The 11,750-nt window shown below is 69.2% G+C and carries 10 protein-coding genes; 5 read left to right on the forward strand and 5 right to left on the reverse strand.

Annotation, left to right across the window (positions count from 1 at the left end; translation table 11 throughout):
- Positions 1-51 precede the first annotated feature (51 nt).
- Entirely contained in the window at positions 52-1,257 is a 1,206-nt protein-coding gene (locus ACZ5ZX_RS16885) for an acyl-CoA dehydrogenase family protein (protein ID WP_465502913.1), read from the forward strand.
- Positions 1,258-1,330: 73 nt separating this feature from the next.
- On the opposite strand, the gene ACZ5ZX_RS16890 is transcribed toward ACZ5ZX_RS16885, so the two are convergent.
- The gene (locus tag ACZ5ZX_RS16890) at positions 1,331-2,773 is read right to left on the reverse strand and encodes a hypothetical protein (RefSeq protein ID WP_465502914.1); all 1,443 of its coding nucleotides are present in this window, start codon (positions 2,771-2,773) and stop codon (positions 1,331-1,333) included.
- Between the two features lie 103 nt (positions 2,774-2,876).
- Between ACZ5ZX_RS16890 and ACZ5ZX_RS16895 the strand changes: the two genes are divergently transcribed.
- Positions 2,877-3,428, forward strand: coding sequence for an RNA polymerase sigma factor (locus tag ACZ5ZX_RS16895; protein WP_465502915.1), 552 nt, complete (start codon positions 2,877-2,879; stop codon positions 3,426-3,428).
- The gene (locus ACZ5ZX_RS16900; RefSeq protein WP_465502916.1) at positions 3,425-4,675 is read left to right on the forward strand and encodes a hypothetical protein; all 1,251 of its coding nucleotides are present in this window, start codon (positions 3,425-3,427) and stop codon (positions 4,673-4,675) included. Before ACZ5ZX_RS16895 ends, ACZ5ZX_RS16900 begins: the two co-directional genes overlap by 4 nt.
- A 291-nt stretch (positions 4,676-4,966) precedes the next feature.
- On the opposite strand, the gene ACZ5ZX_RS16905 is transcribed toward ACZ5ZX_RS16900, so the two are convergent.
- The 4 genes from ACZ5ZX_RS16905 to ACZ5ZX_RS16920 form a co-directional block, all read right to left on the reverse strand.
- Positions 4,967-5,941, reverse strand: coding sequence for a sporulation protein (locus ACZ5ZX_RS16905; protein ID WP_465502917.1), 975 nt, complete (start codon positions 5,939-5,941; stop codon positions 4,967-4,969).
- A 114-nt stretch (positions 5,942-6,055) separates the two neighbouring features.
- A complete protein-coding gene (locus ACZ5ZX_RS16910; RefSeq protein WP_465502918.1) occupies positions 6,056-7,399 on the reverse strand; it encodes an erythromycin esterase family protein in 1,344 nt (447 codons plus the stop codon).
- A 195-nt stretch (positions 7,400-7,594) separates the two neighbouring features.
- Positions 7,595-8,437 (reverse strand): dioxygenase family protein, encoded by an 843-nt coding sequence (locus ACZ5ZX_RS16915; RefSeq protein WP_465502919.1) that lies wholly within the window; start codon positions 8,435-8,437, stop codon positions 7,595-7,597.
- A gap of 78 nt (positions 8,438-8,515) precedes the next feature.
- Positions 8,516-9,421, reverse strand: coding sequence for an AraC family transcriptional regulator (locus ACZ5ZX_RS16920; RefSeq protein ID WP_465502920.1), 906 nt, complete (start codon positions 9,419-9,421; stop codon positions 8,516-8,518).
- 137 nt (positions 9,422-9,558) lie between these two features.
- On the opposite strand from ACZ5ZX_RS16920, the gene ACZ5ZX_RS16925 reads away from it, so the two are divergent.
- Entirely contained in the window at positions 9,559-10,740 is a 1,182-nt protein-coding gene (locus ACZ5ZX_RS16925; RefSeq protein WP_465502921.1) for a glycosyltransferase 87 family protein, read from the forward strand.
- 51 nt (positions 10,741-10,791) lie between these two features.
- Complete coding sequence (locus ACZ5ZX_RS16930; protein WP_465502922.1) at positions 10,792-11,748, forward strand: helix-turn-helix transcriptional regulator; 957 nt, start codon at positions 10,792-10,794, stop codon at positions 11,746-11,748.
- Positions 11,749-11,750: the final 2 nt, after the last annotated feature.

Here is an 11,750-nt window from a genome sequence, read left to right on the forward strand (position 1 = left end):
TCCGCCCTGCCCGGAATTCCCGTTCGCCCACGCACAGAACGGAATCGAAGCATGACCACGACCGAGAACCGGGTCCGGTCCGCCACGGAATGGCTGACCATCGCGAAAGACGTCGCCGCGAAACTCGCGGTGGACGCGGCCGAGCGCGATCGGAAGAACGAAACACCCTATGCGGAAGTCCGGCTGCTCAAGGATTCCGGCCTGGTGACGCTGCTCGGCCCGGTCGAATACGGCGGTGGCGGGCAGAGCTGGGAAACCGCCTATCGCGTGATCCGCGAGGTCGCCCGCGGCGACGGCTCGATCGGCCAGCTGCTGGGCTATCACTACCTCTGGGCCTGGGCCGCCCGCCTGGTGGCGACCGACGAGCAGGTCGCCGCGGTCGAAGAGCTGTACACGCGCGACAACCTCTTCTTCGGCGGCGCGGTCAACCCCCGCGATTCCGATCTGAAGATCACCGAAGACGGCGACCAGATCGTCTACAATGGACATAAGTCGTTCTCCACCGGCGGCAAGGTCTCCGATCTGACTGTGCTCGAAGGGGTGCTCGAAGGCACCGAAGACCACATCTTCGCCATCGTTCCGTCCGAACAGGACGGTATCGTCTTCCACGACGACTGGGACAACATCGGTCAGCGGCTCACCGAATCGGGCAGTGTGACCATCACCGACGTGCGCGTCCCGTGGGCGAGCGCGGCGGGATACGTCGACAAGAAGTTCCGCCCGCTGACCTACAACACATTGAACGTCCCGGCGATCCAGCTGGTGTTCGCGAACTTCTACCTCGGCATCGCGCAGGGAGCGCTGGAAACCGCGCTGGAGTACACGCGCGAGCACACCCGCGCGTGGCCGTACGGCGGCGACAACAAGCGATCTTCCGGCGAGGAGTGGTACATCCTCGACGGCTACGGCGATCTCCAGTCGAAACTGTGGGCCGCCGAAGCGCTGGTGGACAAGGCGGGGACGGCGATCTCGGCCGTGCTGCACGCGCCACGCGAAGAACTCACGCCCGAAACGCGCGGCGAGATCGCGGTCCTCATCGCCGCCGCCAAACAGCGCGTGATCGACACCGGGCTCGAAATCGGCACCAAGATCTTCGAGCTGACCGGCGCCCGCGCGAGCGCGACGAAATACGGCCTCGACCGGTTCTGGCGAAACCTGCGCACGCATTCACTGCACGACCCGGTGGCCTACAAACGCCGCGAGGTCGGCGCCTACGCGCTGCTCCACGAACTCCCGGAACCCACCTGGTACACCTGAGCCGCGACATCGGGAACCAGAAGCGGTCACCGCCCGAGCCCGCCCGGAACGTTTCACGGGCGGGCTCGGGCTTTCACTCCTCGTTCGGCACCAGGTACAGCTCCTGCTTTCCGAGTGTCGGCGCGTCGAGCGTCCAGTGCGCGAGCGCGTCCGGCGGCGGGGCCGCCAGCCGTCGCAGCACGAGTTCGGGATGGCGGGGGCGGACGTCGAAGTCGAAGAAGGCGTAGTTCACGCGGAGTACCGCGCGGATCCAGCGGTTCTTCTCGCCGCGCGCCTCGATCGCGGCCGGCAGCAGGCCACGGTCGGAGAAGACATCGACGACCGGGCAGCCGCAACTGTAGGCGAGGACGCCGATTTCGCCCGCGCTGCCGACGATCCGTCCTCCGGCGAGCTTTCCCAGTTCCGCTCCGATACGTGCGTACTGCGCGCTCGACGTATAGTTCGACGTGAACGGCGCGTACGTGCGGGGAAGTCCGGCAGCCGCGTACGCGATCAGACCGGCGACGATCAGCGCGAGCACCGCTCGGACCATGCTCCGGTGGGAAACCGCTACGGCACAGACGAAAACGGTCGCCGCGATGAGACCGGGGCCGTAGTACCAGTGGTAGGGCGGGACCATCAGCACCACGTAGCCGAGGTGGTAGAGCAGGCCGCCGAGGGCGAGCAGCACGAACGGCCGGAGCCCGGCCGGGATCGTGCGCCGCCGGATGGCCAGCGTCACCACGGAGAGGACGGCGGGAAGGAACGCCAACGCGGCCATCACCGGCGAAGTCCGCGCGTAGAACAGCGGTCCGTTGCCGAAGTTCCAGGCACCCCAAGCGTGTTGCGCCCCCTGAAGGGTTTTGATCACCACGGTGTCCGGTAGCGCCGCGCCGAGCACCACCCAGCTGAAGCCGAACCACGGCAGCGTGATCAGCCCGGCGCCGAGCAGTGCGCGTCCCGTCCCGGGACGGAGGAAGACGGAGAGCACCACCGCGAACACGATCAGGTCCAGCCGAACCAGGGAGAGCAGGCCGGCTGTCAGACCGAAGGCGAAGGGGTTCTTTTCGACGGCGAACACGGTGAGCCAGCCCAGGACCGCCGCGCCGAGGGTGACCTCGAGCCCGATCGACGAGAGCAGAAGCGGGTTCGCGGTCAGCGCGGCGACTGTCAGAGCGGGGAACCGGGGTGGCAGCCCGGTCGCCGCGCCGAGCCTGCGCAACCCCAGGGCGAGAACGACCTGACATGCCACGAACAGCACTCCGGCGGCGAAGACGGCGTCGCGGACGAAGACGGTCAGGGCCGCCAGGATGAGCACGTTCGCCGGCGATGTCGCGGTGTTCGACGTCGCGTCGGCGAGCAGGCCCCAGTGGCCGTGGAAGGCGACGTTGCGCGCGTACGCCAGCGTGATGAACGTGTCGTCGATCAAATGCGGACGGGCGAGCACGAACACCACCGCCGAGAGCACCGCTACGGTCAGGGGCATCCGCCAGGACGTCGTCTGGTTGTCCGTCGTCCGGACCTGTTCCATGATCATGGCTGGATGTGGCTCCTCCGACCCGGAAGGTTGCGCGCAACGTTCGGCAGGTGCCGGCCACAACCAGGGCGTGAGCAGTTTTGCGATCAAGGTGGGGGTACCGGTGGAACAGACCGGTGACCGAGAACTGTGGGCCCGCGCGGCCGGTGGCGACAAGGGGGCGTTCAGTGAGCTGTTCGAGCGGCACGCCGAGGCTCTGTGGAACTACACGTATCGCCTGACCGGTTCGTGGAGCAGCGCCGAGGACCTGGCGTCCACGACGTTCCTCATCGCCTGGCGGCGGCGGGCCGAGGTGACCCTGATCCGGGACAGCGCCCTGCCGTGGCTCTACACGGTCGCGGCCAATGTCGCCCGTGACGAGCACCGCGGCGCTCGTCGCCGATTGCGGCTGCTCGGGAAGATCCCGGCCCAGCCCGCCGTCTCCGACCACGCCGATTCGGTGGCCGAAAAGATCGACGGCCAGCGGCGGCTGGGGCAAGTCGCCGAAGCCGTCCGGTCACTGCCGAAATCGCAGCGCGACGTCGTCGAACTCTGCCTGGCCGCCGAGGTGAGCATCGCTGACGCCGCGGAGTTGCTCGGCATCGCCGAGGTCACCGTCCGCGCCCATCTTTCCCGGGGACGAGCCCGGCTGCGTACGTTGCTGGAGGAGAAATGAGCGACGAACCCGTATACCCGCCTCGCCACGCGATGCCGGACGACGTCCGCGCCCGGATGCGATCGGCCGTCCGCGAAGGGATCGCGAAGCCACGGCGGACGGCACGCGCCTGGTACGCCGCCGCGGCGGCGGTGGTTCTCGTCGCGTCCGGCGTCGCCGCCGCGACGCAGCTGCTCCGTCAGCAGGGCGCGGACCCCGGCCCCCAGCCGGCCGCCGGCGGGCTCAACCTGGACATCGGGCTGGCGACGTCATCACTCGACCGCTGCTGGGCCGCGGTGCGGGCCGCGGGCAAGACGGACCGGGTGCCCGCGCGCGAGGAATGGGTTCCCCAGTTCACGGACGCCATGCTGGACGTTTCGGTCGTCGCCGCGACGGTGGCCGGCAAGCCGATGTTCTGCGAGACGACGCTGACCACCGTGACCTTGTCCGACCCGGACGCCGCCCCCACGTATGTGCCGGGCACCCGCACCGGGCTGCTCCTGCAGAGCGCGACCGGGCTGATCGGCGGGGTGCTGGATCCGGCCTGGCCGGGTGCGGGTCTCGCGTTCTCGGCCGGTGATTCCGACGGCGCGGACGTCCTGGAGGCTTCGCCTCTGACACGTCAGTTCGTCTCGTTCACCTGGACCGACCCCGCGAAGACGCGACTGTCCGTTTACGAGCCCGCCGGAGCGACGACCGCGAACCTGCCGCCGGCTCCGGCGCCGCTGCTTTCGGCCGTCGATCGCCCGATCGCCCCGGCCGACCGGACCTCGCCCGCGGGACGTGCGCTGGGCGCCTGTCTGTCCGGCGCGGCGGACGCCGTCTCCGACGTGGCGGGCTACCGGCCGGGCGCGCTGCTCGACAAGGACGGCTATCAGGTCGTTCTCGGCCGGTTGGGCGACCGGAGTCTGGCGTGCACGACGCTTCCGGACCCGCGGCGTCCCGGCCGGTTGAAGATGCGTGTCTACCAAGACCACTTCGAGCTCCCGCCGGAGCAGCCCCGGACGATCCCGATGCAGCCCCTGGGCGGTGTGGAAGACGGCGGAGACCGGGCCAACGCCCGGACGCCGTTCGCCGGGACACGGCTGCCGGCGACGGCGGTGACGGCGACCTGTGACTTCGGCACCGGGACGACCGTGACGACCGATGTGGTCGACGGAACCCTCGCGGTCTTCGTTCCGAAGGAGGTGGAGTATCCGTTCCCGCAGAGGGTCCGCATTCAAGCGCGCGATGCCCACGGCGCTGTCGTGTTCGACGGGACTCTGTAGCGCGGGGGTCGCCAGGGTCGTGAGTGCTAAATAGGGTTAGAACCCTCATTGCCACTCACGACCCCCGCCCACAACCGCACAAACCACCCAAGGCGGATAGTTTCTTCGGAAAGCGTCCTTTGTGGACTTGCTGGCGTGAGGTGCATGATGGCCTCCTTCCCTGCGTCTAGCGCAAGGAAGGAGGCCATCATGCACTGGGGAAGGTGTGAAGGTCGAGTTTCCTCGGCTGAGCCGAGGGAAGGGGTCCTTCACGCGCAGCTGTTGTGACTGGTGGTGCCACTCACGAGGCGGTCACTCCTCCTCGCCGCCGTCGAAGACGTCCTCCATGACCTCGCCGAGGATCATGCCGCCGACCACCCCGGCCGCGGCACCGGCGACCATGCCGCCCATCCCTGCGCCACGCCTGCCATGGTGACCGTGCTGGCCGTGGTGACCATGGTGGTCGTAATCGTGGCCGTAGTGCTCCTGGTGCCCGCCGAACATGGCGTGCCCGCCACCGGATTCGGCGACCTTGGCCAGCCACCCGTCGATCGCCGCGGCCCAGTCGGTGCGCAGGGCCTCCTCGTGCGAGACCTGGAACCGGCCGAAGGAGTCACCTCCGGAGCGGAACATGCCACCACGCCGGTCGGCCTCCAGCACCACCACGAGGTCGTCCGGGCTCGCGACGAACGTCAGCTCCACCTGGCTGACACGGCCCGCGTAGCGCGACGGCGGGAAGAACTCGATCTCCTGGAAGAACCCGAGTTCCTGGCGGACACCGTGCAGCCGCCCGGCTTCGACGTCGGCGCTGCGGAAGGAGAAACCCAGCTCACCGAAGGCCTCCAGCACCCGGTCCTGCGAGTCCAGCGGGCCGACCAGCACCGGGTCGAGGTCGCCCTTGTCCGGCGCGCCGGCGATGACGAGTTCGGTCCGCACGCCGACGACCACGCCCGGCAGTTCACGTCCGCCGACCGCGCTGATCGGCGTCTCCCACGGGAGGGCGAGCTGGAACGGGATCGTGGTCAGTTGCCCCGCGGTCACCTTCACCTTGCGGCCGGCGCTGACCCGCAGGAACTCGGCGGTCCCGGCGCGCTCGTGCTCACCGTGTTCGACCTCGACCCTGGTGACCAGCGAAAGCAGGATCTCCTCGATCTGGACGTCGCTCGAACCGCCCTGGATGCGGACCTGGCCGGTGATCACCTCGCCGGGGGTGGCGTGCGGCGAATCGAGCACGGTGTCGACGGACGGGCCGCCGACGCCGAAGGCACTGAGCATCCGTTTGAACATCAGGGATTTCCTCCGCTGGGGGTACAGGAACAAGAGCGACACTCGACTACTACCGAGATCCGTGCCGGCATGCCAGGAAAATAGGGTTAAAACCCCTAAACGGGCGCGCGATCACTATTTTCTCAGCTCGGCCTGACGGACGTCGTGCAGGTGGATGACGACGTCGTAGGACCGGCCGAGCGCGATGGCCGCGGGATCGACGGGGAACTGCGTGCCGATGGTGCGGGTGGGGCGGGCGGTGTCCAGCCAGCCCTTCGCGGACGGCGGAGCGGTGCGGACGTCGAGGTAGAAGTCCTCGAACCGGACCTGGTCGAGGGCGTGCTCGTTCGACCCGGGCGGCGCGGCGGGGACGGAGAAGCGCTTCCAGTCACCTTCGAGCGCCTTGTCCTTGGACAGGAAGGAACCCCGGTCGAAGCTGAACCCGATCGGCAGGTAGTCCCGGCCCAGCGTTTCGCGCAGGAAGGCACCCTGCGTCTTCGGATACAGGCCGGGATTGTCGGTGACGTAGGAGACGTGGCCGTTGTGCGCGGAGAGCAGGATCTTGTGTCCGGTCCGGCGCTGCCACCAGGCGACGTTCTGCGCCATCGCCTGATCACGCAGGATCTGCGCGGCGGGCAGGCCGGCCGGGTCCGCGAGGTCGACGGCGAGGAACCGGGCGGTCTGCGCGACGAACCGGGCGTGCTGCTCCGCCCAGTCTCGGTCTTCCGCGCCGCGAAGGCCCTTGATCAGCTCGTAGGCCTGCTCCGCCTGCGTGGCGAGCCGCAGCCGCTCGTCGAGCGGTTTGCGCAGGTAGGCGAACGCGTCGTCGATCGGGCGCAGACCGGTGTAGAGCCGGTTCAGGCGGGGCAGTTCCGCCGGATGGTGCTGCCGCGCGTAGTCGGTGATCCTGGCGAAGAACGCGTCGTTCACCGAAGGCGCGCCGAGATCGTCGCCGACGAAGTGCACGATGCGGCCGGGGTGGGCGCGGTTGTGGTCACGCATCCACCGGATCAGGCTGACGAACTCCTCGCGATCCCAAGGAGAACCGGCCAGCGTCCGCTTCGCGAGGTCGCGGGCGTCGCCCTTGCCGGTCTGGACGTACTCGTCGATCTCCAGGCCGGCCGACCAGCTCAGCTCCAGCGCGAAAGCCCGGAACCCCTTCTCCTCGACGAGGTAGCGGAACACCCGCTCCTTCATGGTGAAGAACTCGTGTGAGCCGTGGGTCGCCTCGCCGAGGCCGACCACCTTCGCACCGCCGATCATCCCGCCGAGGGCACGCAGGTCGGCGGTGTTGCGGCCTGGTTCGGTCGAACGCAGCGGATGCGCCGCCCGGTCCAGCGACCGCACCGGCTCCTGCCAGGACGTGGCCGCCTCCTCCGCGACGGCAGGACTCGCCGCGGGAGCGAGCACCGCCCCCGTGACGACCACCGCGGCCGCCACCAATCCCCGTCTCCCCCAACGCTTCCGGTCGTCCGTCATACCGTTCACCCCTTCGCTCCGATGTCGAGACGATCATCGTCCGCGGAGCGGGGACGGCGCGCTGTAGCAGGACTCCGACTTCGTACGGGGGAAAACCCCACCCCCGATGTGAAGGCGGGTGGACCCCGCCGCCGGGGTGTGGGTCCCGGCGGCGGGGATCCACCCGCTTTTATCTCCCTCCGCAGCGGCCGTTCCTCACTCCGCGCGCCACAACGCGGGTGTGGACGGCGGCTCCCAGCCAGGCTGGGCCGTGTGCGCCTGCAAGCACACATAGCCGCGACCGCTGTAGGTGACCCGGGCGCCCGCGGAATAGCCGGTTCCCGCCGCCCAGGTCGTCCCGCCGGGCGGGTTGGAGGTCGAAGTCGACGTCGTCGGCGTCGTACTGGTCGGCCGGGAGGTCGACGTCGGCGTCTGCGGCACGTTCAGCACGAAGTCGAACGCGGCCTCCTTGGCCGAACCCGAGTCCCGCACGGTCATCAGCAACCGCGGGTCGAAGATCGAGTCGGTGTTGTTGCGCGGCTCGTTGGGGAAGTAGAGCTGCGTGGTCAGCACCGGCCTGCCCGGCGCCTGCACCTTGACGTGGATGTGCCGCGTCCGGCCGGGGTACAGGCCGGGCACGATCGTGCTCAGGGTGAACGCGCCCTGGTCGTTGGTGAACTGGTGACCGCGGAAGGTGTACCCCACGTTGTCGTAGGCGCCGTTGACGTCCGCCTGCCAGAAGTCCAGCAGCGCCCGCGCGATCGGCAGGCAACCGAGACCGAAGACGTATCCGGACACGGTGAGCCTCGTACCGGGCGTGCCCGGCGTGACGAGCGAGGTGCGCTCTGGGGAATTCGGCTTGAAATAAGGACCTTCGGTCTGCGGCGGGGTCGGGTCGTCACCGTCGTCACAGGCCGGGGTCAGCTCGGGTGCCTTGCCGTTCGCGACGGTGGTGCGCGCGAGCGCGGGGCCGCCGATGAGCGCGACCGGGGCCGCCACCCCCGCGGCGAGCGCCGCCCGCAGTACCGTCTTCCGGCTGAGCTTGTTCTCTTCGTCCATACCTGCTCCTCGTGGGGGCTTCGGGAATCACCCTCGACGGTATGGAGAAGATCAGCTGCGGACGATGGACTGGTTTGGTCAGTCGTGGTGAATCTCCGGGGCGGCGTCGCCGGTCCGTCGATAGTCCCCGGGGCTCAATCCCGTTTCCCGCCGGAAGAACCGGCAGAAATAGGCCGGATCCGCGAAGCCGACCCGGCTGGCCACCTGCCGCACGGAAAGATCGGTGCCGAGCAGGAACCGTTTTGCCTCCCGCGTCCTCGCCTCGCGCATCAATTGCGCCGCCGTCCGGCCGGTCGCCGTTTTCACCGCGTCCGTCAGGTATCCCGGGGTGACACCGATGCGTTCCGCGAGCGCTCCGACCGACCACAGGCCGAGATCGGGTCTGCCGAGCAGCCTGGCGAATTCCGTTCCCACCGCCTGCGCCCGCGCGGGCGGGCGCGCGTCGGACAGTCCGGGAAGCCGCCCCGCCCGCACGATCAGGACGTGCATCAATGCCCGCAGGACCGAATCGGTTCCTTGGCCGCCACAGCGGAATTCCTCGTCGAGTTCGGTGACCAGCCGCGCGGTCTCCTCCGCCGCGCGATCGTCGAGCTGCCACGGCTGCTGGCTCAGCCGTCGCAGGGTTTCGCGGTCCGCCGGATGGTCGAGCAGGAAATCGTCGGTGAACAGGACGACATATCCCTTGAGATCGCGGGCATCCCAATGATGTACCTGCCCCGGTGCGATGACCGCGAGTTGTGGCGGCCGCACTTCCCAGCGGGTGAAATCGACGACGTGGTCACCGGTTCCGCCGATGATGTGGACTATCTCGTAGAAAGTGTGCCGGTGCGGGAAAGACGCCCGCGACATCGGGCCGATCGTGTCGAAGGTGCCGACCGCGAACGGCAGGGCGTCCGGCGCGCGGACCTCCAGCCGGTGCAGTGGCAATTCCCCCGCCTTCGGCTGCAGGCAGGGCGTCCTCGGCAACACCGTCGTTCCGCGCATGGACCGGTCCCTTTCACCACACTGGGATGGAAAAGTCTAGACCAATACGAGACGTCGTCGCAGCCGACGGAAGTCGCCTCTCGGCCCGCTCGGTACAGTCCGGGGGCACTCACCGCCGTCGAAGGGGCCACCACACGATGCTTCCCGCCACGTCGCGCGGGCGGGCCTCGTGGTCGCTCGGCGCGTTCGCCGCACTGGCGATGGCCTGTGTCGTGGCATGGGCGACGACAGGCGATTCCCACAGCGACCTCGAGATCTACCGCTTCGGCGTCGACACCCTGTGGCAGGGCGGCGATCTCTACGGCGCCCTGCCGCTTTCCGACGCAGGCATCCCGCTGCTGTTCATCTATCCGCCGTTCGCCGCGCTGCCGCTCACCCCGCTGGCCCTGCTCCCGTGGACCGGCGCGGTCATCCTGCTGTTCGCGCTCAGCCTGGCCGCGCTGGGGATCACCTTCTACGCGATCACGCGGAGCCTGTGGCCGTCCGGCGATCGACGGAAGGCGCTGCTCATCGCGGCGCTGGCGATCACGCCGTCGCTCTTCCTCGAACCGGTGCGCCAGACACTCGGCTTCGGCCAGATCAACCTGCTGCTGATGGGCCTCGTCGCGGCCGACTGCCTGCTGGCGCGGGGCCGCTACCGGGGCATCGGCGTCGGGCTGGCCGCGGCCGTGAAGCTGACCCCGATGGCGTTTCTGCTTTTCTTCCTGGTGCGCAAGGACTTCCGCGGCGCGCTGACCGCCGTGGGCACCTTCGTCGCCGCCTCGGCCCTCGCGTTCGCGGTCGCCCCGGAAGCCTCCGCCCGGTACTGGTTCGGCGGGCTCGCCGGAGCGTCGGGGATCAGCGGCACCTCGTTCCACACCAACCAGACCCTGCAGGCCGTACTGGCACGGTTCGGCGTCGACTCCGCCGCCGCGAAGCCGTGGTGGCTCGTCCTGACCGGTGTGCTGCTGGTACTGGTGACACTGACGATGTATCGCTCGGCGGTGGTACCCGCGCTGCTGCTGAACGCGACGTTCGCCCTGCTCATCTCGCCGACGTCGTGGTCGCATCACTGGGTGTGGATCGCACCCGCGCTGTTCACCACCGCGGCCTACGCGGTACTCAGGCGCCGGGATCACCGGCGAGCGGCGGGCTGGCTCGCCGTCACCGCGGTCGTCGCCACGATCTTCGTCGCCGCGCCGTTCCGGTATTTCCCCGCTTTCGACCGGCCGGGCCAGACGTGGACGACGGCCCAGCAGTGGCTGGGGAACTGCTACGTCCTCGCGGGCCTGGTCTTCGTGGTCGTTTCGGGGGTACTCGCGCTGCGCGGACGCCGCTAGTCACCTGGTTGCGCTCTCCCCTGCCCCGGCGAATGCGTGTACGCAGGGCAGATGCCGGTTCCCCAGCATCTGGTCTTCCACACCACCGACTGCGACGAGGCCGGCGAGTACCTCGTGAAGATGTACGGGCCCAGCGCGCGGATGACCGGCCGCAAGACCGGCTACTCGTTCCGCCACACGAGGCTGACCGCCGGTGCCTTCGCCATCGATTCCAGCGGGCAGACCGACGAGATCGCCTACACCGTCGGCCCCCTGCCGATGGTGCTGGTCGGCCACCCCCGCACCATGGTGATGGATTTCCACAGCGAAGGCGTCGACCACCGATTCGGTCCCGGCGAGGTCTTCCTCGCTTCCGCGGACCCGGACGGTGACCCCTTCGGGGCGCGCTGGGACGACGGGGACATGCAGGCCGTCACCGTGCCGTTCCCGCTGCTGTCCCAGGTCGCGGGCACCGGGCCGATCCGGTTCACCGATCTGCGTCCGGTGTCCCCGGCCGCGGCACGGCATCTGATCCGGACCATCGACTACGTCACCGAGGCCATGCGGACGGTTCCCCCGCTCGCGGGCACCCCGCTCGTCGTGGCCGCCGCCGGTCAGTCGCTCGCGGCCGCCGTGCTGACCGCGTTCCCGAACACCGCGCTGGACGGGACCACGATCGAAGACCGCCGCGACGCCCATCCGCGCACGGTGCGCCGGGCGGTCTCCTTCATCGAATCCGAAGCCCACCGCGACATCACCGTCGCCGACATCGCCGAGGCCGCGCACGTCACCGTCCGCGCGCTGCAATACGCCTTCCGCCGCCACCTCGGTACCACCCCGACCGAGCAGCTCCGCCGGGTCCGCCTCGACCACGCGCATCGCGAACTGCTGGCCGCCGATCCCACGACCGGGGTCACGGTCACCGAAATCGCCGCGCGCTGGGGTTTCCTTCATCCAGGCCGGTTCGCGCACTACTATCGCCGCGCTTACGGTCGTTCACCACTGCGGACGCTCCACGACGGTGGATGACC

The organism is Amycolatopsis sp. NPDC033938 (assembly GCF_055575975.1).